Genomic DNA, 22,872 nt, shown 5'->3' with positions numbered 1-22,872 from the left:
CCTCCTAATCTTCAAATGGCCATTTCGGCAGCATATGATCAAGGGATTTATCTTTACGATAACCAAGCACATAATCTGCTTGCATCAAAGTATGAATTTCTCTGGTCCCTTCATAAATGACAGGAGCTTTTGAATTGCGCAGGTATCGTTCAACAGGGTACTCATTTGAATAACCATACGCTCCGTGGATTTGAACAGCATCATCCGCAGCTTTATTAGCAAAATCGCATGCTTGCCATTTAGCGAGAGAGGTTTCCCTCGTGTTCCGTTTGCCACTATTTTTTAATTCACCTGCTTTCCATACAAGTAAGCGGCTCATCTGCAGACCAGCTTCCATATTGGCAATCATTTGTTTCACCAACTGATGTTTCCCAATTTCTTTTCCAAATGTCTGACGTTCATGACAATAATCCACACTCGCTTCTAGGCACGCCATAATTTGACCACAAGCTCCAGCAGCAACAGTAAATCGTCCATTGTCGAGAGCGGACATGGCAATTTTAAAACCATCTCCCTCTTTTCCAACAAGATTCTCTTTAGGGACCCGCATATCATCAAAGAATAATTCTCCAGTGTTTCCGGCCCTGATTCCAAGTTTCCCTTTTGTTGCTTTAGAAGAAAAGCCTTGCATCGTCCTTTCTACTATAAAACAAGAAATCCCATGATGACTTCTCTCTTTATCTGTATAGGCAAAAACTAAGAAGTGATCAGCAGTGTCACAAAGAGAAATCCAGGTTTTTTGACCATTTAAAACATACTCATTGCCATCTAGCTTTGCTGTCGTCTGTAACGAGGCTACATCAGATCCTGCACCTGGTTCTGTTAAACCAAATGCTCCAACTTTTTCTCCTTTTGCTTGTGGGATCAGATATTTTTCTTTTTGCGCTTCAGTTCCCCACTGAAGGAGAGTCATACTATTCAAACCGGTGTGAACAGAGACTGCAGTTCGAAAAGCGGTATCTCCTCGTTCAAGCTCCTCGCAAACGATTGCTAGTGAGTTATAATCCATCCCACTACCACCGTATTTCGAAGGAATGCACACTCCCATAAGACCAAGCTCTGAAATTTTCTTCAAGGTGTCCGTGTCAAAATGTCCTTTAGCATCCCATTCATCTATATAGGGCATGATTTCCTGATCAACAAAGGAACGAACAGTTTTTTGAAGCATGGATTGTTCTTCAGTGAGTTCAAAATTCATCGTAAGCATCTCCTTATATGGATTGATTATTTTTCATGCGTTCTAAATCATCTTGAGTATAGCCTAACGCGGAAAGGACTTCCGCTGTATGTTCTCCTGGTTCAGGTGGATGGCGAGTTAAAGAAGTAGGTGTTCTTGAAAGCTTCAAAGGACTACCAATCATTTTGATGAGTCCGGCCTTCGGATGATGCGCACTTACAAACATTTCTCGGGCTTGTAGTTGAGGATCTTGTATGAGTTCATCAACTGTTTGTATCGGTCCAAACGGAACGTCCTCTTTGTGACATAAATCTTTCCAGTAAGCGGTTGAGTGTGTAGAGAACCGTTTCTGCAATAGAGGAACGAGTTCCTTGCGATGAGCCACACGGTCAGGATTTGTCGCAAACCGTGGATCCCAAGCCAGTTCCGGCATATCCATTAGCTTACATAAAGACTTAAACTGTCGGTCATTCCCTACTGCTATCACCATCTCACCATCAGAAGAGCAAAACGTTTGATAAGGTACAATATTCGCATGATGATTGCCTAAACGTTCAGGAACCTGACCTGACATTAAATAATTGCTACCAATATTAATGAGAGAGGAGACGGCTGAATCATATAAAGAAAGATCAACCATTTGACCTTCACCAGATGTCACTCTCTCTAAAAGAGCGCTTTGTATACCGATACAGGCATATAACCCTGTTAGAACATCTGTTATGGCAATCCCTAGCTTTTGAGGACCGGAATCGGTGTCTCCTGTGATACTCATAAGACCACTCATGGCCTGGATAATAAAGTCATAGCCAGGCAGATGCTTAAAGGGGCCTGTTTCTCCAAATCCAGTAATCGAACAATACACAATACGCGGGTTTATTTCTTTTAATGCATCATAATCCAGACCTAATCGTTTCATTGTCCCAGTTTTAAAGTTATGCATGACTACATCGCTAGTTTCTACTAATTTTTTTATAATTTCTGAGCCCTTTGGCGATTTTAAATCAACCGTGATGCTCTTTTTATTACGGTTGGCACAAAGATAATAAGCACTTACGCCTTCTTGAAAGGGAGGACCCCACTTTCTTGTGTCGTCACTGCCACCTGGGGCTTCTACTTTAATCACTTCAGCTCCAAGATCTCCAAGAATCATGGAACAGTAGGGACCGGCTAATACTCGCGTAAGATCGACTACTCGAATCCCATCTAAAGAAGTGCTCACATTGGATCACGCTCCTTCTAATAAATAAAAAAAGCCAGTTTGAAGAGACACATGAATATGTGCACGTTCAAACTGGCTTTTTACTTGCTGGACCCCGTCCTGGAGGAGGCAGGAGAGCAAGATTAACAGTTGTTTCATATTCAATTTAGAGGGTAGGAAAAGCTTTATGCCTGTTTATGCCTGGGATGGGCTTAGAGGCAATAGTATGATTCCTTCTTTAAATTTTATAATATTCTGACAAAAAAGTAAATCACTTTTTTCTTGCTTGAAAAAGGTCCACATAAGTCATTTAAAGGGAGTTAGGCATCAAAAGTTTGTTATCTTCTTTAAAGTGATATAATAATAAAGGGCAACTACTAAAAATAAACTAACTTTGTTGTAGATAAGAAAGGTGTTAAAAGAATGATTGAACATGTTGTATTATTTAAGTTTAACGATCAAACGACTGATGAACAGAAAAATGAAGCTATCCAAAAGTTAACTTCACTTAAAAATAAAATTCCTGGTATCGTAGATCTGCAAGCGGGAGTAAATTTCTCCGACCGTAGCAAAGGGTACGAACTAGGACTCACCGTTCGCTTTGAAGATCAGGAAGCCCTTGAGCAATATGGACCTCATGAGGAGCACCAAAAAGTAGTTTCATACTTAAAAGAGATTGGAATGTCTGACATTCTGGCACTGGATTTCGAACTATAAAGATTTTAAAAGTACGCTTCTTATAGAAGCGTACTTTTTTATGTATATAAAGCGAAGAAAGGCTTTTCAATGGACTCAAAGAACGTATGTTTGTATAATAAATATAAATTTCTATTGTTTGATGAAGAATGATAAATAAAGGGGAGGACATGCGTATGCCTCGTAAGCCCGGCATTACTGACGATTATATGATAACACTGTACAAAAAGGGGACTTCATTTAAAGTTATGAAGGAGATTTCCGGCTTATCTGATCGTGCTATACGCAATATTCTATACAAACACAAAATTGAAATGAACCGTGAACAATACTCTGGTCAGCCTAGAAAATATAGTGTCAACGAGCATTTCTTTAAAACGTGGACTCATGAAATGGCCTGGGTTTTGGGGTTATTTGTTACGGATGGATGTGTCAATCAGACGAATAGTATTTCTTTTGCGCAGAAAGATGAAAGAATACTTCGTATGATAGCAAAGCATATGGACGCAGAAAATAACATTATTCCGCCTTCTTCTACCAGAAATATATCCACCCTTATAATAAACTCCAAGATACTTAAAAACGATTTAAAAAATTTAGGAATATTATCGAATAAATCACGCACTGTAAAGTTCCCTGAGGTTCCAGATGTATACTTACCTTCTTTTGTGAGAGGGGTTATTGATGGGGATGGGTGGGTACAGAAAACAGGCTATGTTATGAATGTAACAAGTGCCAGTAATAAGTTTGCCTTAGAATTACTTAAAGTATTTCAAAAATGGAAATTAAGATCCGAAATAAAAACCGAGACAACGAAGAATGGAAAAGAAATTTACCGAATCTGGGTAAAGGGGAAGGAAACTCTCCCTGAATTAGCAAATATTATATATAATAATGCTGGTGAAAGTTATGTCTATATTAAAAGGGAACGCATGACCATTCATAGTGGTCCAAAATCGAATCAAATAGATTTTAGCTAAAAGAACTTGAATGGGGGAAATTTTAAATAATGTGGAAATCAGTTGATGGAAGACTCGTACAAGCTACTGATAATTCGAGAGTTAAATTCAGAACCAACATTAGTAAAACAGTGCTCAATAATTTAAAAAAGATGGCAGATGATCACAACACACATGTAAATTATTTATTAGAAAGTGGCCTAAGAAATCTCCTGGAACAAGGGGAAATTATGTACAGCAAAGAATCCAGACCTAAAGATCGTGTTCAATATAAAACTACATACAACCAAGAGCTATTAGAATCTACAAAAGATTTTGCTAAAAAGCATGACTTAAGGACAAACGATATTATTGAATTTAGTGTTCAATTTATTGATATTAATAAGAGCAAGGATAGGGCACATAGATATAGGATAGAAAAGTAATTTTCTATCCTATTCAATTAACGCCCCGGACATAATATATATTATCGGTAGCAATATATAAAACAATAATCTCATCTCAAAACCTAAGTATACTCTTGATATTGAGATGAGATTTGTTTTTTTAATTTTTATCTTGATTATTATTTCATAATTTTTTGGGTTGAAAAACTAATTTAAGTTAACCAGTACCCAAATTTATTCCTTTTTTTAATTGATCCGATTTGTAGATGCCTTCAATAATTTGAATAATGGATTGACCGTATTGCCCATTTCCACACGTTTCATCTCGAATCCTTTTCATCATATCTTCTAATTGTAAAATAAATGGATCGGGGAATTTTGGGACTTTTAATGTCAGCTCGTTTCCATCGTGGCTAACGAACACCCCTTCACCCATTTCTATTTTGACCATTCCTCGTTTAAAAATTAATTCTGTGCGCTGCGTTGGAATAACCGTAAAACCTGACATTGAAATCGTGACAGGCACTCCGTCACTCGTTTCTAAATAGACCGTTCCACTTCCTTCTACATCCGTTTGTTGCTGTGGATCTGGATAATGGAGATTTGCTTTAATGTATGAAAATGTAGACTGTGTAAGCCACTGGATTTTGTCGATGGAATGTGCACCGAGATTCATTAGAATCCCCCCTCCCGCCTTTTTCTTTTCTAAGAACCATTTAGGGCGATCAGGATGGAAATACGAGACGTGCCTGGCATCGTTCACCATTAATAGCGGACCTAAATCATGGGTATCTATATAATTTTTCGCTACTATATTTTCCGCCAAATAGTGTTGGGTATGGGCAACCATAAGCTTTACTCCACTAGCCTTTACACACTCTCTAATTTCTTGGCACTCTTCTGAAGTTAAAGCCATGGGTTTTTCCAATAAAATATGACAGTCTTCTTTTGCAGCAAAAATAGTTGCCTCTTTATGCAGAAAATGCGGAAGAGTATTGATGACGAGATCCGGAGCTTCTTTCACAATCATTTCCTGGTAGGCGCTATATCCTTTAACTCCGTATTGTGAAGCGATTTTCATTGCTTTATTAGAATCAATATCTGCAACAGCTAAAAGCTTTAGTTCAGGAAATTTACTTATTGCTTCTAGATGATGCTTAGCAATAATACCAACTCCTATTACACATACAGATAAATTCATAGGCTATGCTCCTAACTCTTTCAATAGATGTCTTAGAAGTAATAAATCTTCTTCTGCATGTGAGAGAAGATCCCTTGGGTTCTCTTCACCTGTAGCTACACCCTCCGTAAATTCTATGGAATAGGTCCCATAAAACTGCAGACGATCGATTTCCTTTAAACGCTCTTTTACAAACCTTTCTGAAGCTCGTAATCGATGAAACCTTTCCTGGTTGTATAAACTAATGTGAGCATGTGTAATGGTTGACCCGAAATAGGTAAACCATTCCTCTATATTTAAATGAAGTTGTAAGGGGTGGATGATAATCTTTACTCGTTCAGAACCAATCTGATCTAGAAGAGCGTATGCGACTTCTGGGTCTTCCATAATCGTCCCTGCATGGCATTCGCAGAGGAGCTGGCAAGTATTCGGCAATTGCTTCAGCATCTCCTTAATGTGGGTGACATACATTTCTTTGTTCTCTATAGAGCTCCCGAGATTAAATTTCACACCCTTGCATCGAAGCTGGTGGGCCATATGAGCAATGTTGTCCCTCTCTTGTTCCCAACCATCTTCAAATTTGATATACGTATTAAATAGACTTACAGGGAAGTTCTCATCCTTAATTTTTTCCTTTTCTTGAGGAGAAGATTTTGCATAATGATTTTGCCATAATTCTAAACCATCAAAGCCCGCCTCATTTATAGTAGATATCCATTCACTCACAAGGATCGAAGGGTTTTGACCTTCTTCCCACCGATTCTTTTCAAGTAATACAGTATTTAAGAATACGTTCGTCATCGTCTCTCCCTTTCTTTACGAAAGATAGCTACAATTGGATAGAATCTCCTCCTGGCATTGGTGCAGATCGATTCTAAAGATCATTCTAGGTCGTCCTCGTTGATTAGATTGCTCTTCCCCAATAACTATAGCAATCTGATTTTCTTCAAGGTTTGATAAGATTCTTCTGGCACTACGTAATGTAACAGAAAATCCTTTAGCTAATTCTGCGGCTGTTAAGGTGTTTTTTCCGTTGGCATAACATAAGCATTGCAAACGGTGAAGTGTTTTGGCACTTACTCCAAGCCCTTTTATAGATGAGAAAGTTCCCTGATGTTCGTACCGTATGGTGTCACTCACATAAAGCTTCCTTGATTTCGAATATTCTGGTATTTCTTTAATGAGGTGATTTATAGAGCGCGTTATACATTGACTGGTAGGGATGATCAGTCTGACAGGTATCCTTTGTTTCTCTAACCTTGTTTTAATATAAGGATCACAGGTGACAATACATTGTGCCTCTTGGTTCTTCCATAGATCTATGTGGCGCTTAAGGATTTGATCTCTACTCTCTTCTTTATATTCTGTTATAAGGATTCTTTCGTCTTTTAACTCTTCTGCTATGCTCTTTAGATCCATATCTTTAACGTCAATACTTATAGAATAGGAATTAGAAGGGGTTAATCGTTGTTCATAGCTACATTTGAACAAGGTTGAATAAAGGGCTATTTCTGTATAGGAAAGTGTAAAGACAGGTGTATGATCCATAGCTTTAGATAAGGTATGCGAAGGAATAATTGGATTAGCTAATAGAATGGCTTGGTAATTGCTTACGTTTTCTAACGTTGAAAGATCAGTCAAGGGGATTAATGACACGTCCGGGAAACATGTTGCTAAAGCTAACACTTTCTCTGTAACTTCATTGCAGCCTACTACTAAGACATTTATGTTCACCAGGTTCACCTCTTCCTTTCCTGCACTTCTTACTTGAGTCCCGAAGAGCTTGCCCCTTTAACAAAGTATTTCTCAGCTAATAAAAACACAATTAGTATAGGTAATAACGACATAAGAGCGGCAGCAACTAAATATTGTTCCTGACCAAACCATGCTCCAGACATGGATAATATACCGATTGGTAACGTGAATTTATCCTCCGATGATAAATAAATGACAGGAGCCATAATCTCATTCCATTTGGTCATAAATGTAAAAATCGTTAAAGTAGCTAATTGTGGCTTGCACATCGGTAAATATACTTTCCAAAATGTTTGAAATGGATTACACCCATCTAATTTAGCTGCCTCATCGTATTCTTTTGGTATCGAAAGAAAAGCTTGCCGCATCAAGAAGACCCCAAAAGGCTGAGCTAACCATTCTAGAATCCACAGAGGAACAAGCGTATCGACGAGTCCCATTTGATTGAAGATCATAAATTGCGGAATGATCATGACAACGGGTGGGATCATGAGTGTTCCTAGAACCATAACAAATAATGAGTTCTTAAAAGGAAAATCTAAACGAGCAAATGCATAAGCGACCATGGAACAAGACAGTAGTGCCCCAGCAACCGAGAGAACGGTTACAATAAGACTGTTCCAGGCATACGTATCCATGGAGGTCATCTTCCACACTTCGATATAATTCTGCCACTGGAATGGATTTGGAATCCACTCCACCGGTATCGCGGTATATTGTTTGTAGGACTTCAATGAATTAAGTGCAGCACTAACAAGCGGAGTCAGCATGATCAAAGAACTAAACAGAATGACTATATAGCTTATGGCTTTTCTCTTTTTGTATCGACTAAACATTATGAACACCCCAACCTTACAGTCTATTTCTCATAATACACCCATTTATTTTGCAACTTTAATTGAATCATTGTAATGCCGAACAAAATGATAAACAGCACCCACGCAATTGCAGAAGCATAGCCCATTTTCAGGAACGAAAATCCTTGCTGGAAAAGATATAGCATAAGAACCATACTGGCGTTATTCGGTCCTCCAGCCGATGTTACATCGCCTAAATGGCTAGTCATAACGTAGATCTGTTCGAAAGATTGAAAGGTTGTTATGGTCGTTAAGACTAAGACTAGAAAAGTGGTCCCTGATATCAAGGGAACGGTTACATGTCTGAATTTCTTCCAGATCCCTGCTCCTTCTATTTCAGCTGCCTCATATAAATCCTCAGGGACATTCTGTAACCCAGCTAAGAAGATGATCATCATATAACCAACGCCTTTCCACACCGCAACAGCTACAAGAACCGGTATAATTAGCGCCTCATCACTCAACCATTGTTGGGGCTTCTCCCCTAACTTTAAAAGGATTGTATTAGCAAGACCGAACCTGGGGTTTAGGATTGCATCTGCAACGTATAGAACAACAGTCCAGGAGCAGATCACAGGGATAAAATGGGCAATTCTAAAAAATTTCAATCCTTTTAAACTCTGATTTAGAGCAACAGCAAGGAGCAAAGCAAGAATCGTTTGTGCAGGGACAAACAAAAGCGTGAAATATAATGTATTCCAAAGAGCTTTGTGGAACACAGGGTCTTGAACAAGGGTAGTATAGTTTTCTATACCAATCCATTCAGGAGGATTCAACATGTCATATTTTGAGAAACTAAAATACAAGGAAGCGACTAAAGGAAATAATAAGAAAACCAAGAACTGAAGAAGGTACGGGGATACCATCAGGAATCCCCATCTCCCTTCTGTTGAAAGCTTTCGTTTACGATCATTCAGATCTTTCTTTTTACGTGCAAGTTTTGGCATATAGGACACACTTTCTTCTATAATTTTTTATTATTTCTTATAAAAATCCTCCAAAACTTTCGTTACTTCTTTGTCAGCTTGTTTTAACGCCTCTTCAACACTTGTTTCATTTAAAAATGCTCGGTTAATGTTATCGTTAAACTTTTGGAGCCACTCTGACCAAACCGCATTTGTATCAAGAGTCCCGGCAAATTCAAAGCTATCTAAAAAGGCTTGCTTGTTAATCTTGTTCTCTCCAGAATTTAAGAATAAATCTGAATTCGCAACGGACTTTTTGACCGGTACCGCTTCCCCTAATTCTGCCCATTCCTTTTGAACATCATCTTCTGTAACCCAGAATTTCACCCATTCCCAGGCAGCTTCTGCTTTCGCATCTGAACTATTGTTATTTACGATCCATGAGTTTGCAATAACAGGAGCAAATCGCTTACCATCAGGACCCTTTGGTAATACAGAGACATCATAATTAATTCCTGTCTCATTCGCTGCTAATACGCGGGCGTAGATTCCAATTCTCATGGCTGCTGTCCCACTAGGGAAAGGAGACATAGGACTTTGGAAACTTTGTAAATCTGAAGGGTCTGTTAAGATTCCTTTTTCCATCCCTTCTACCATCCACTTAACCGCTTCTTCATTCTCAGGAGAGTCTATGACAGAATTCTTTAACTCCTCATCCAATACGCCACCACCGAATGATTTAAGGACAGGCATCCAACCTTCTGTAATATTAAAGAATGTCATTCCGTATTGGTTTACAGCATCCTCATTAAATTTAGAATCCGTCGCACGATTTCCTTCTGCATCAATCGTTAGCTTGGCAGCCGCTTCTTGTAGATCTTCCCACGACCAATCATCATCCGGGTAGTCTACACCTGCTTCATCAAACATATCCTTGTTATAAAAAAGAGCTCCTATCTGAATCCCTTGAGGAACCGCAAAATATTTTCCGTTAGCATCTTTATTAAAGTCGAGTCCATAGTACTCATCTTTGTTTAAATCTCTTTCAATCCATTCTGATACATCTTTAGCCGCTCCTCGCTCTGCATACTTTGATACAAGCACGCCATCTGATAACCAAACATCAGGAGCGTTATTCCCAGCAATCTGTGTGTCTAATTTCTGAAAGAACTGCGAATAAGGAGCGTTCTGTGTTTTCACTTTTATATTTGGATGTTTCTCTTCAAATTGATCAATAAGCTCTTCCATTTTCTCATCAGCACTTCCTGAAGAATAATAGCCTAATGTGATTTCTACCTTTTCATCTGAATCTTTACCGTCTGAACTAGACTCATTACTGCAACCTACAAGTCCTAAAGTTAAAACCATAGAAAATAAAAGAAATAGGCCAAGCTTACATGAACGATTCATTCTGTATCCCCCTTTTTTGTTAACGCTTACACTATCATCATAGTCTTAGTCCTCTCTAATCAGAATGGGCATTGATTTGATTTGTTGTGTTTTTTTCAACGACTTAAGAAATGAGTAAATCATACGTAAAGGATGAATTGCCTTTGAAAAATCTCTTCCATAAGAGGTCGATTCAAACGAAATTGCTATGGGTCATTATCGTCTTTGTCTGCACACCTTTACTTGTCTTTGGTTACGTTTGGTATAACAAAACAACTAGCACGATAGAAGACAATTCCGTAAGGTCCAGTCAACAATTGCTTAAACAAACAAAAGAATATCTTTCCTTTTACTTAGCAGATTTAAAGAAAGCCACCACTCCGCTTCTGACCAACGCTTCTATTCAAAATTACTTGAAGTCAAACAAAGAGCCTCATACACGTTTTGATCAGTATGTGGAAACAAAGAAGGTTCAAGAAGAAGCACTTGGACAAATTATTAAAGGTCGTTCTGATGTTTTCGGAATGTCGTTAGTCAGTAGGAATGGGGATCAAGAACATAACTATACAAATGTGAAACAATTTATTGATATGAAGCGGATTGAGAAGAGAAATAAAGAGTTATGGAGAACAAAAGAACAATATAAAAGCTACGAAATGTTAGGACTTGAGTTCTATCAATCTACCCCTACTCTGACAGTTGTCCAAAAAATATATGACCAAAATACGTACGATACGATTGGTTTACTTGTGATTGACCTTCACCTTAATCAAACCGCTTCAATTCTAAATGAAATTACAAACGATCATTTTGATCAAATTTGGTTAGTCGATGAAGACCACAACATTCTCTACAATCCTGATTCGAAAGAGTTAGGAGAAACGTTTACCTATGATCTAACATCCAAGCAGCCATTTATAATTAATAAAAATCAGCCGAAAACATTAATGGTGTATGAACCCCTAAAGGATCCGAACTGGACGATTGTGGCAAGCGTCCCTCTAGAAACTACGATGAGTCACCTGATGGATCTCAGAAACTACACTATTTGGATTGGCCTAGCACTAGTAGGTCTCGCCATCCTTTTTGTTGGAGGTTTTTCCTTTACGTTAACCTATTCCCTGAAGCACCTTCAGATCCTCATGAGACAAGTTTCTGCAGGGCAATTTCCAAAGCAAGAACCACGTCCCTTAGCTTTGTATCACCATGATGAGATTAGTGAGTTATATACTAGTTTTTACAAGATGACTGAAAAGCTCTCAGCCCTCATTCAAGAGATTCGCCTTTCTAAACTAAAAGAACAAGAGTTATTACTTAAGACAAAAGAAGCTGAGCTACAAGCGATGCAATCTCAAATTAACCCTCACTTCTTATACAACACGCTAGAAATTATTAATTCTTACGCCATTATTGAGGACCAGATGGAGATTAGCCGTATGACGACCTCTCTTGCTGATATGTTTCGGTATAACGTAAGCAACACGAAGAAAGTAGTCTCTCTTCGGGAAGAACTACAACATATAAAAGCCTATTTCAATATTCAATTGGAGCGTTTTGAGGACTTAGAGGTTTATATAGATGTAGATGATTCACTTACTTCTGACATTCAAACCTCCCGTTTAACCCTTCAACCTCTCATTGAGAATGCTTTCTTACATGGCTATGAAGAGCATGCACTAGAACCGACCTTTATAGGAATTACAGGAGCTAAGACCCACGAGGGATATCTTTTAGCGATTGAAGACCATGGTAGAGGAATGTCACCAGAAATCTTGGATATCTATAACACTGCGTTCACTCACCATAAAGAGCCTTCTCTTGAATATAGGACAACGAGAAGAATTGGAATGATGAATGTGCATAAAAGGATCGTCACAGAATTTGGTCATCCATATGGTTTGTTCATACACAAATCTGATTCAACTGGCACTGTTGTTACCATTCACTTGCCTTATCTCACAAATGAACAGTAAGGAGGCGTGATGATGTATAAGGTGTTAATAGTAGATGATGAGAAATTAATTAAAAGAAGCCTATCAGCCTTACTTAAAAAACATAGCACTGGATTTCAACTTGTCGGAGAAGCCAAAGACGGTGAGGAAGCGCTCGAGCTTGTTCAAATGCACCATCCTCACCTAATTATCACAGACATTCGAATGCCTAAACTAAACGGGTTAGACTTTATTCAAAAAGCTAGATCCTTAAATCAGCAGATCAAATTTATGATCTTATCAGGGTATGATGAATTCACCTATGCCCAACAAGCTCTCAGGTATGGGGTGAATGACTTTCTTTTAAAACCGATAAAACCTGAACTATTTCTAACCGCCTTAGAAACTGTCCGTAATGAAATCGAACTAGAATCCCCTTCAAAGGCAGAACGGCAAGAGCAGCTCAGTTTCATCACGTTAACAGCAGAAGATATTAGTCATCTTATATGGATGCTTGAAGAACAAGAACTCGTTAGCAAAGTTAAAGAAACTCATGCCTACCTACTGCAAAAACATACAACACAGCTTACTATGAAGGGCTTCTATGAAGACCTTGTTACTTATGTATCAAGTACGCTTGAGAAACGGGTGAAAGAGATGAAAAATGTCATCATTCCTGAAATAACGTTCCCATACGGATCTGATGAGCTTCATAATCGTTTCCTAACGTACTGCCAGGAATGGATGATTCTTTTAAAACAGGTAAGGAACATTGGCCATAAGACTACAATTCTGAATGGTGTTGACTATATAAACACTCATTTTGCTGACCATGCTCTGACCCTTCAGAAGGTGGCAACCATTGTGGGGATGTCCCCTTCTTATTTCAGCATGGAATTTAAGAAGGAAATGGGAGAGAGCTATAAATGCTATGTAACAAAACTTCGTATAGAGAAAGCGAAGACTTTATTAAAGAATCCTCTGTCCAAAAGTTATGATATAGCGGAGTCTGTTGGTTATGGGGATTACCCTCACTTTACGAAAACATTTAAAAAGTCTACAGGGTATACCCCTACGCAGTTCAGGAAGCGTTTTGGAATCGATTAAAAAGGTTGCCTCTACTATTTTGAGGCAACCTTTTTTTCTAACGATGAAATTCAAGCGAAGGGGCATAAGTATTTTCTTTACTGTGTATCGGCACAAGACGGTCTGAGCGTTGATCATCTGATAGTCGAAACGTTGCCGAGTCAACATCTGCAAAACCCTGTCCCCATTCGGTTAGGTCAAATTGGTACCACCCTTTACCTGATACAAGTACCCCCCCTAAATATTCAAACTGGTCAGCATCTGGTCGTGTATTCCACGTCAAATCTTCTTCGTTCCACTCTTGATTAACAGCACCATAAATCGAAATCGGAACAGAAGAAACCTGAGAATCCCCAACATCACGATCCACATAAAATTTCAGAATTAAACTATTAGCATCTGAAAGAAAGGCTTTTTCCTCTTTAAACTGAATGAGAGATTGACGATTGTAATTCAGAATGGATTCTTCCACCCCTTTTACTTCTAAAAGACGTTCATTCCCATAGTTATTATCCCCGTAAGAATCACTTCGAATATAGGTATCTTGTTTAGGGATGAATATATCATAAGACCAAGTTGTTACTAATTGTGTCGGAGAATCCAAAGAGGAAGCCCAATAATAACCGTCAGCGGTAATCGCATTGATTTTAAATCCGATCTTGCCATTCTCGCTCGGCAACATTTCTGACGAAAACGTAATAGTACCCTCTTCATCAGTCTTTCCGCTTACCACTTTACCGCTCATATATTCATACCTTCCGCTGATAGTCGCTACAATAGGATCAGCAGTGCTTGAATCGATTACAGTTAGATTCATGTGCCCTTTCCCATCTGAATACGAGATGGAGGCTTCCTTGATTGCTAATGGCTTTAGTGAAGTTGTAGACGTGGTAGCAGAGGTCACAGAAGATATAGGGCCTTGATTTCCATTTACATCAACCGCTGCTACTTTGTAATAATACGTTGTATCTGAGAGTAAGCCTTTATCGACAAAGGAAAGACCTCTGCTAGTCCCGGCTATGAAGTTATCCCCTGGTGTAAAATCCCGGGTTTTACCACGGTAAACCCTATAATGTTCAATCTCTGAGTTATCATAGGCTCTTCCATAATCTATCACGATGGATTGATAGCTCTCAGCAGTAGCATTCGGCTGTCGTTCGACTTCTGAAGGAGCTTCTGTATCTGGTGGAGCCTTCCATAATACTCCATATTCACTCCATTCTGAAGGTAATTCCCTTATGGTGTCATAATGATGTAGGGCGATTCCACCATAAGAAGAATAGCCATTCATAGCCTCTGATACTTTCGTAAGTTCTTCCTCCATATAGGTGCGTCCTTCTTCTCTAAATGTTATAAGTTCTGGGTCCCCTCCATCTGCAATATCTTTCGTCTCAGCACCAATGACAACGGAATAAGGCTTATGAATCGACTCCGCATACTCCATTTCACCACGTGCCTTCTCAATCATTCCATTTGACCCTTCTGCAAAATCACGATAATCCATAATGGATATATAATCGAGCAAATCTTGAATATGCTGTGATAACCATTTGGTCTCTTCCTTTCCTTTTTCCAAACGAGGACCCCAGGTAATATTCTCAGCATAGGGCGAAGAATCATACCAGTTTGGTATAGCTGCCCCAATAAATAGACTAGAATCAGCAGATTGCTTTATGTGCATTATTTTTTCTAATAGATCTAAATATTGAATCTGTAATGACGGAGCTTCTGTTTTAAACTCTGAGGCAATATAAGGTTCGATATCTATATTGATCCCATCAAATTGTTCATCCTGATTAGATGCAAGGTTATAGTTAATAATGGTTTCTACCTCTCTTATGGCTGTATTGTGATACTGTTCAAAAGCTCCGAAATGAGGTGGTTTGGTTCCACCTGCTATAAGCGCATGAACGGCAAATCCTTGTTTATGGGCCCAAGAGACAAAGTCACGAACCCGCTCTCGTTCATCCTCAAGCATATCGATCCCATAATAGCGATCTACTCCTAAATAGAGAGTTGTTATAGCATCCTGGTTAAAAGTAGAAGTATCTTTAGCGAAGGCTTCCAATACGTGGCGTGATCCTTCGTTGTAAATTAAGTTGTACGAAGCATTTTCCCAGATCCACATGGCTCGATCTTGCTTCTCGACTTTAGTGTAAACCAATCGCCCATTCCCGGTTCTCGGATATACCGTACGACTCACTCCAGTATTCCCCTCTGAATCCACTGCTTTTGCTTCTATGCTGTACGTAAGATCTCTTTCAGAAGGAAGGGTTAGATGATAAGAATAAACGCCATTTTGCTTTTTGGTCGGGAGCCATTCTTCTCCATTCACTCTGATTGAAACGGCTTCTATATTATTTTTTCCTGAAGCATCAACTGTTACTTTTGTGTTCTTGGTTAGAGTAGTATCCGATTGAGGAGTTAAGATCGATACTGTAGGTAGGTTAGCCTTTTTATTATCAACTGAAAGCATAAGCGGCTCCGACCATGCTGAATATCTCGTCATCGTACTGGTTCCTTTTACAACGATTTCGATATCCCCATCAAGAGTAGTTGTATCAAGATCATAGAACCATTCACCTTTTTCAGTTGACTCAGGCAACATTTCGGCCTTGTATTCCCCCATACCATTAATGATTACATCGAGGTCTGAGACTTGTGTATAAGACCCTATAATCCTCGTTACCCCTATAGGAATAACATCGCCATTTTGGTGTGAAGTAATCGTAATTGTAGATTGAGCATACCCACTTTGAGGAATAACACATAAGAAGATTATAAAAAGGACAAAATGGACGAGCAATACAATCAGTCTTCGCGGCACCCAATTTCCCATAACTTAACCACCTTCTTCTTTTTTTAGAATATAAAGAACCATACATTCACCACCTTTATGATGAATGTATGGTTTATAAATGGGTAATAGACTGACCGTAATACGTCCTTATTACACTTTAACAATCCACTTCCTCTTACCTACTTCCTCTTCTTTTACTAAAAGCACCTCGCCTGTCATATGTTCATTTCCAAACTGAAAGCTATTCGGGCCTGAATGGGAGATAAGGGCGTAATGAGTATCTTCTTCGACTTTGATTTCTAAAGCTGTGACATCTGCCTTTTTAAAAGGTTCTCCAAACGTATTTCGCACTTCAATTTCTTTGAAAAATATATTAAGAGGTTGAGAGTATTTATATGGAATAAATACGGTGATCATACGTGTTGTGCCTGAACCAATGGCTTCAAATACTAGTTTTGTAGACGGTTGTTTTTCATTATAGTGACGGGAGATCCAGCAAGCTTCTTCCGTTAAATTAGCTCCCGTAAGTGATTGAATCATGAGTCCGGATAAATTCTCGGTTTTACATATAGCTTTTGAGTGTTCCGTTTCTGTCTGAATCGTTAATTTTTCGCTTAGATGAAAATGCTGAGCAAAATGATGTTGCTTGTTAGAATGAAATTCATCCACAACGATCCAATAATAAGGTTTAACAAACAATACCTTTCTCATAACCTGGACAGGATCTGCTAATGTTCTATACCCATCATGACCGCATTGAACGTAGTCAAAGTCTTCACAACTCTTCCAATATGATTGGGTAGGCCTAGCGATCCGGCCCCATTCCCATGAGTCTATATATTCCGATATGGATGTATGGTCAACGATGGTTGTATTATGTTGGATTGATTCTTTAAAATACCTTCTCTCCCGCCCCTCCATATAGGTGTACCTCCCAGTATCAACCAGCATATCCTCACCAAACACACTCATTTCAAGATGCAAGAAATCATCATGACCATGAGCTTGTATGATATCCATATGCCCTCCATCGAACAAACAATAATGACTATCCCTTGACCATCCCGTTCTCATGATCGAATAGCCACTTTGCGGTAAATGAATAGAAGCTTTCGAAGGAGGGTGAGATTTGAGTTTTTGGAAAGCTGAGATCCCTTCGCCCCCATAATACCAAGCACTCTCAAAATCTAGTTGACGGTAAGACTGATGCTTGAGGTCACCTCGCTGAAAGAATACCGCTCCGCGACCTAACAGATCACGTATATCCGTATGGTCACTATCACTTATCATGGGTTGATGTCCTGAAGGTTTAACTATGGATAAAGATGCCTGAAATAGTTGTTCAAGCGACTTTTCACAGATAGAAGGTAAAGAAACATCATTCAACTTAGCTAACAAAAGGGGTTCAAATAGACAATGAAGAACTTCATGGTGATACATAGGACTTTGCTCATTGTGCATACCATCTTCAAAGATTTGCAACTGACACATGTTAGCTAATCGTTCAGAAGCCAAGTTGAGCCACTTCTTTGCTTCAGGAAACTCCGGAAACAATAAAGCAATTTGAAACAGCCCATTAGTTTCTAAAAAACCCCAGTTACTCTGAGCATCGTGTGCGGTATATGCCATACTTAAATAGGTTCCATGCAGGTAAACCGCTTCTTTAAATTGATGATTATCTTCAGTCGTCCACTGCGCCGATTCCTTAATACAATGGTAACCTTTCAGCCAGTTAGTGATGCGTATACCGCTGTCGAGTTTACGCCACGTATCCTTAACATTGAAGGCACGTATTTTACTTTCATAGATTTCATCTACTGATAATGGGTTTTGTGAGATCCAATCATCCAACAGCGCCTTATATGCCGTTACGTATTTCTCATCGCCTGTTAACCAGTAGGACTGCCCTAACTCAGCCATGAAGCGGCTTCGATTTAAGTTAACTGTCCATTCGAAGTCACCTTGAAATCTATAAGTCCAATCGACCTTGTCAGGAAAAGAAACCGGTGTCTCGCATCGCTCCATATCCCATCGATGAGTAAAGATAAAGGTTTGATTACACGCAAGATCTGAACGTTGAATGACCTCTTTCGTTTCTTCTGGCCATCTTGTTTGGCAGAAGGTTATTATTTCCTCACGATCGTCCTCCTCATAAAAAAACCTCTTTTTCAACAGATCACCTCCTTTGCTGATTAGATAGCCACTCTTGTAAATGCTCTTGAACAAAACCATCATCTGTAAGATGTGAATATTCCCTATAAATACGGTCAATTTGCTCGAATTGGTTCGGACTTAGCACATCGTGATCACGTAAACACGTATTCTCTGAAAGCAATCCTTGCCTTCTTAAGACTTCGTTTATACCTGCAATACAACCCTTAAATTGATGAGCAACATCAAATAAAGCAGCATTGCTATCTGTAACTTGAGAAGCGGTTGTCAGCATAGATTCTGGGATAACCGACCGTTCTCGAATTTGTTTGATCTCTTCAAACAATTGGACCGCTTTTGAGGTCCATACGGCCCAATGACCTAACAAACCACCCACAATTCTTTTCTCCACTAATTCTCCTTCAACCGTAAATTTGTAATTGGTAAGTAAATCGACTACAATATTGTCATCATTTCCTGTATAAAGGGCAATTTCTTGACGTCTCTTGGAATGACAAACGGCTCTTATAACATCTATAGTCTGATAACGATTGAAAGGAGCCATCTTAATGGCACAAACCCCCTCTATATCAGCAAATTGCTCCCAAAACCCATAAGAAAATATCCTTCCGCCTACAGAGGATTGAAGATAAAACCCACAGACAGGAATGACTTCTGCAATAGCTCTGATCCTTACTAGATGTTCCTCTTCTGTTAAATCGAGGCCTCCCATACTGACAAGCCCTATATCATAACCTAGTTCTTTCGCGAACGTTGCTTCCTTAAGGGCTTGACTCGTTTGGCCACAAATTCCTGCAATCTTCAAAAAAGGCCGCTTCAGATTTCTATACTCGACTTGTTCTTTAGCTAATGTTAGAACTCTTTCATACAAATTAAATTCAGGACATCGTATTTCAAACTGCGTAGTATGAACCCCTACTGCGATACCACCTGCACCGCTATCAATATAATAATTGGTTAACGCTCGTTGCCTGACTTCATCTAGTTTTTTCTGTTTTGATAAAGCTAGAGGATGTGCTGGTATAACCGTGCCACTTTGCAACAATGCCCACTGTTCCTTCGTAAATCGTTCATCCACTTAATATTTCCCCTCCCTCTCTTGAAAGTGTGTAGGTTTATCAATAACTTCCCCATTATGCAAAATCCACTCGGCTGTCCATTCAATCATTTCAAGCATCGTTACCTGCGGATAACCAAACCACTTATGAGCTTTAGACGCATTACTTAACAAAGCAGTGTCTTGCTCCTGCCCTGTAAAAATAGGAGTTACGTTAAACATGGTGCCGAATTGCTCTGCAACCCAGCGAATTGACAGGGTTTCTGGACCAGTGACATTTAAGACCTCAGGTGGTGTGCTGCAATAAAGCAATGACCTAATCGCCATTTCATTCGCATCGCCTTGCCAGATCACATTGACGTGCCCCATTGTAATGTCAATTGGTTTCCCTTCTTTAACCGCTTTCGCAATCTCAAGAAGCACGCCATAACGGAGGTCAATAGCATAATTAAGACGAAAATGAAGTTGAGGGATATTATACTTATAGGAGTAATAGCTCCATATCCTCTCTCGACCAAGACAAGATTGAGCATACTCTCCCACAGGGCCCGTTGAATCTTCTTCTGTTGCCCCTCCCTCCTTAACAGATGAGAAGGGATACACATTCCCCGTAGAAAAAGACACAATACGAGAATCTTTAAATTTCTCTGCAATTCGACCAGGCAAATAAGCATTCATAGCCCAGGTGAAATGTTCGTGGCCGGTTGTACCAAACTTATGACCAACCATGTAAATAATATTTTTCACATTAGGCAACTGATCGAGTTGACGTTCGTCTAAAAGGTCTGCTGCAATTGTCTCTATACCACATGCTTCAAGCTCCTGTTGAAGGGATCCTTTAGTAAAACGAGATACCGCATAAATTTTTTTCGGATGAGGAAGCTGATCCACGGCATTTTTAGCAAGCTTCGCAAGTGTAGGACCCATTTTCCCTCCTACACCGAGTATCATAATGTCGCCATTTATTCGAGAGAGGTCTTTCACTAACTTCTCCGATGGCGCGCACATTTTCTGTTCTAAATCAAAAATGGTTCTCACTGTCTACCTGCCCCCTTCTCAATGAAAGTTGTACTTACCCCTATCCTATGAGAAGCCGGGCATAGGAACTATGTCTTTAATAGGACCTTAAATTCGCCTTTTGATATTGCGAACAAATGTTCTTATTGGTGGTTATAAGCATTTTCTTCATTAATGTATAAATAAGATATTTTTTCTTTCTATCTTACATAATTGCTTTACTAAACTCGGTCTCACTCTTCTTATAGTTGAATTTTTATACAAAAAATACGTATTTAATGAGCTTTTTATCGGGGTCTCCATTCATTTATTGTTTTAATTATGCAAAAACACCCATTTTTCCCCCATGTTCATTTTTATACTTATAAAGGGTTATTTTTACTCTGCATTTTCGTTTCCTCATAAACGTAAAAAAGCAGATCAAGGAAGAGAACGAGTCTTCTCCTTTGATCTGCTTTTTATATCACGTCATTTTTCTATCTATAAATGCTTGATAACTCTTGCTGGATTTCCCCCAATAACTACATTATCAGGCACATCTTTTGTCACAACAGCGCCAGACCCGATGACTACATTATGATCGATTGTAACGCCTGGATTAATAATAGCATTCGCTCCAACCCATACGTTATCCTTTATTGTAACAGGCATCCCGTATTCAAGCCCCGCATTTCGTTTTATTGGATCTAGGGGATGGGTAGCAGTGAGAATTCTGACACCAGGAGCTAATAAACAGTTCTTCCCTATGGTTATAGGACAGACATCTAAAATAATACAGTCAAAATTTGCGTAAAAATCTTCACCGACATAAATGTTGTAGCCATAATCACACCTAAATGTAGGTTCTATGTAAATATTCTCTCCTGTAGAACCGAAGAGCGCTCTTAATAAGCTCGTACGTCTTTCAGGTTCTACTTCTGTTGACTGATTAAATAACCTCGTTAACTCTCTCGCATTCAAGCGATCCTTCATTAATTCTTCATCACTTGCATCATATAAATCTCCCGCAAGCATCTTTTGCTTCTCTGACAACAACATCGTGATCCCCCCACTTTTAGTAAAATGGAGAGCCTTCATTAAGAAGACTCTCCATTATCCTTTCAATTCGCTTGTTTCATTTTAACAGCACCTAAAACTTGCTCGTAATATTCTAACAATTGTTCAGATGGCTTTGTCCAGCTGAATTTCTCAGCTTCTTTACGGGCATTCTCCCGAAGTTGTTGCATAAGCTCGACATCCTCTAGCTTCTCCACAGCTTCAATTAAGCTATCGGTGTCTTCATTTTCAAATAAGAGTCCAGTACGTCCATCTTCTACTTGTTCCATTGTCGGACCGCTCTTAGCAGCAATTACAGGTAAGCCTGAAGCCATTGCTTCGAGAATAACTAACCCTAGTGTTTCTGTGACAGATGGGAAGATAAAGGCATCTGCTGAGGCAAAAGCCTGATTCAGCTCGTCACCGTGCAAGAAGCCTGTGAAAAGCGCCGTTGTGCCTTCAAATGTTTTCTCAACCTGTTCACGGGCTGGCCCATCCCCTACAATAGCTAACCTTACGTCATCCCGTTGTTCGAGAAGTGGCTTTAGCTTATGAATCTCTTTCTCTGCAGCAAGTCTTCCAACGAACACGAGTAACTTCTTGTGGGGTTCGCCACCTGTGAGACGGTTTCTCATTTCCTGACTGTAATGATCAGGCGAGTAACGGTCCACGGCAACGCCTCTTTTCCAGACATGGACATTATGAAACCCTTCTTCATCTAACTCATCTTTTACAGCTTGTGACGTACAAAGGTTTAGGTCTGCCTGATTATGAAGACGTTTGAAATGCCACCATAAAAGAGGTTTAAATGCATACAGTTTATAGTAATCCAGATATTTTGGTACGTGTGTATGGTAGGAGGCTAACAACGGAATGTTTAATTCCTTCGCATATTTCACCCCTGATACCCCCACTAGAGCAGGATTTACCACATGAACGATGTCTGGATTATGTTTTTGCAGTAACGTTTTAACGACTTTATTTGGCAAGGAGAAAGGACGATACTTATAGAACGGAAGAGTCGTTGTCTTCACACCTTCGACGATAGCCCCCTCATATTCATAAACCCCTAAATCAGGAGCAATGACAACAACTTCATGCTGCTGATTTCTTAGGTATTTAATAGCTTCTTTAAGCCTAGTTACCACTCCATCCGTGGAAGGTAAAAAGGTTTCTGTTACAATTGCGATTTTCACGCTGGCATACTCCTTTATTTCTCAGTTAAGTTTTAAGTTTTCCATAACCTATACGTTTTACTCTTATGTACTA

General features: G+C 39.2%; 19 protein-coding genes. 5 read left to right on the top strand and 14 right to left on the bottom strand.

Annotated elements, in window-relative coordinates; translation table 11 throughout:
- Positions 1-4: 4 nt before the first annotated feature.
- Positions 5-1,198 (bottom strand): acyl-CoA dehydrogenase family protein, encoded by a 1,194-nt coding sequence (locus LQ226_RS03780; protein ID WP_231416493.1) that lies wholly within the window; start codon positions 1,196-1,198, stop codon positions 5-7.
- Between the two features lie 13 nt (positions 1,199-1,211).
- Positions 1,212-2,399: a CaiB/BaiF CoA transferase family protein gene (locus LQ226_RS03775; RefSeq protein WP_231416492.1), complete on the bottom strand. Its 1,188-nt coding sequence runs from the start codon at positions 2,397-2,399 to the stop codon at positions 1,212-1,214.
- Between the two features lie 402 nt (positions 2,400-2,801).
- Between LQ226_RS03775 and LQ226_RS03770 the strand changes: the two genes are divergently transcribed.
- The 3 genes from LQ226_RS03770 to LQ226_RS03760 all read left to right on the top strand — a co-directional run bounded on the left by LQ226_RS03770 (position 2,802) and on the right by LQ226_RS03760 (position 4,458).
- Positions 2,802-3,095, top strand: a complete 294-nt coding sequence (locus LQ226_RS03770) for a Dabb family protein (RefSeq protein ID WP_231416491.1) — start codon at positions 2,802-2,804, stop codon at positions 3,093-3,095.
- A 155-nt stretch (positions 3,096-3,250) separates the two neighbouring features.
- Complete coding sequence (locus tag LQ226_RS03765) at positions 3,251-4,054, top strand: LAGLIDADG family homing endonuclease (protein ID WP_231416490.1); 804 nt, start codon at positions 3,251-3,253, stop codon at positions 4,052-4,054.
- Positions 4,055-4,083: 29 nt separating this feature from the next.
- The gene (locus LQ226_RS03760; protein WP_231416489.1) at positions 4,084-4,458 is read left to right on the top strand and encodes an rRNA methyltransferase; all 375 of its coding nucleotides are present in this window, start codon (positions 4,084-4,086) and stop codon (positions 4,456-4,458) included.
- Positions 4,459-4,636: 178 nt separating this feature from the next.
- Here LQ226_RS03760 and LQ226_RS03755 read toward each other — a convergent pair whose 3' ends face one another.
- Genes LQ226_RS03755 through LQ226_RS03730 form a run of 6 tightly spaced genes read right to left on the bottom strand, consistent with a single transcriptional unit; the run spans position 4,637 to position 10,526 of the window.
- Positions 4,637-5,620, bottom strand: coding sequence for a Gfo/Idh/MocA family protein (locus LQ226_RS03755; RefSeq protein WP_231416488.1), 984 nt, complete (start codon positions 5,618-5,620; stop codon positions 4,637-4,639).
- A gap of 3 nt (positions 5,621-5,623) precedes the next feature.
- Entirely contained in the window at positions 5,624-6,400 is a 777-nt protein-coding gene (locus tag LQ226_RS03750) for a sugar phosphate isomerase/epimerase family protein (RefSeq protein WP_231416487.1), read from the bottom strand.
- Between the two features lie 15 nt (positions 6,401-6,415).
- Positions 6,416-7,333: a helix-turn-helix domain-containing protein gene (locus tag LQ226_RS03745; RefSeq protein WP_231416486.1), complete on the bottom strand. Its 918-nt coding sequence runs from the start codon at positions 7,331-7,333 to the stop codon at positions 6,416-6,418.
- Between the two features lie 29 nt (positions 7,334-7,362).
- A complete protein-coding gene (locus LQ226_RS03740; RefSeq protein WP_231416485.1) occupies positions 7,363-8,190 on the bottom strand; it encodes a carbohydrate ABC transporter permease in 828 nt (275 codons plus the stop codon).
- Between the two features lie 23 nt (positions 8,191-8,213).
- Positions 8,214-9,158, bottom strand: coding sequence for a carbohydrate ABC transporter permease (locus tag LQ226_RS03735; RefSeq protein ID WP_231416484.1), 945 nt, complete (start codon positions 9,156-9,158; stop codon positions 8,214-8,216).
- Positions 9,159-9,188: 30 nt separating this feature from the next.
- Entirely contained in the window at positions 9,189-10,526 is a 1,338-nt protein-coding gene (locus LQ226_RS03730) for an ABC transporter substrate-binding protein (protein ID WP_231416483.1), read from the bottom strand.
- 143 nt (positions 10,527-10,669) lie between these two features.
- On the opposite strand from LQ226_RS03730, the gene LQ226_RS03725 reads away from it, so the two are divergent.
- Positions 10,670-12,478 (top strand): sensor histidine kinase, encoded by a 1,809-nt coding sequence (locus LQ226_RS03725; RefSeq protein WP_231416482.1) that lies wholly within the window; start codon positions 10,670-10,672, stop codon positions 12,476-12,478.
- Positions 12,479-12,487: 9 nt separating this feature from the next.
- Complete coding sequence (locus LQ226_RS03720) at positions 12,488-13,543, top strand: response regulator transcription factor (protein ID WP_231416481.1); 1,056 nt, start codon at positions 12,488-12,490, stop codon at positions 13,541-13,543.
- Between the two features lie 37 nt (positions 13,544-13,580).
- Here LQ226_RS03720 and LQ226_RS03715 read toward each other — a convergent pair whose 3' ends face one another.
- The 6 genes from LQ226_RS03715 to LQ226_RS03690 all read right to left on the bottom strand — a co-directional run bounded on the left by LQ226_RS03715 (position 13,581) and on the right by LQ226_RS03690 (position 22,799).
- Complete coding sequence (locus LQ226_RS03715; RefSeq protein WP_231416480.1) at positions 13,581-16,361, bottom strand: CBM96 family carbohydrate-binding protein; 2,781 nt, start codon at positions 16,359-16,361, stop codon at positions 13,581-13,583.
- A gap of 111 nt (positions 16,362-16,472) precedes the next feature.
- Positions 16,473-18,494, bottom strand: a complete 2,022-nt coding sequence (locus tag LQ226_RS03710; protein ID WP_231416479.1) for an alginate lyase family protein — start codon at positions 18,492-18,494, stop codon at positions 16,473-16,475.
- A gap of 4 nt (positions 18,495-18,498) precedes the next feature.
- A complete protein-coding gene (locus LQ226_RS03705) occupies positions 18,499-19,572 on the bottom strand; it encodes a dihydrodipicolinate synthase family protein (protein WP_231416478.1) in 1,074 nt (357 codons plus the stop codon).
- On the bottom strand, positions 19,573-20,589 hold the full coding sequence (locus LQ226_RS03700) for an NAD-dependent epimerase/dehydratase family protein (RefSeq protein ID WP_231416477.1): 1,017 nt from the start codon (positions 20,587-20,589) through the stop codon (positions 19,573-19,575).
- Positions 20,590-21,048: 459 nt separating this feature from the next.
- A complete protein-coding gene (locus LQ226_RS03695) occupies positions 21,049-21,603 on the bottom strand; it encodes a sugar O-acetyltransferase (protein ID WP_231417564.1) in 555 nt (184 codons plus the stop codon).
- Between the two features lie 65 nt (positions 21,604-21,668).
- Entirely contained in the window at positions 21,669-22,799 is a 1,131-nt protein-coding gene (locus tag LQ226_RS03690; protein ID WP_231416476.1) for a glycosyltransferase family 4 protein, read from the bottom strand.
- Between the last annotated feature and the right edge of the window lie 73 nt (positions 22,800-22,872).

It is taken from the genome of Pontibacillus sp. HN14, assembly GCF_021129245.1.
Lineage (GTDB): Bacteria > Bacillota > Bacilli > Bacillales > BH030062 > Pontibacillus.
Note: the sequence above shows the minus strand (reverse complement) of the source record. Positions and strands in the feature narration are given on the sequence as shown.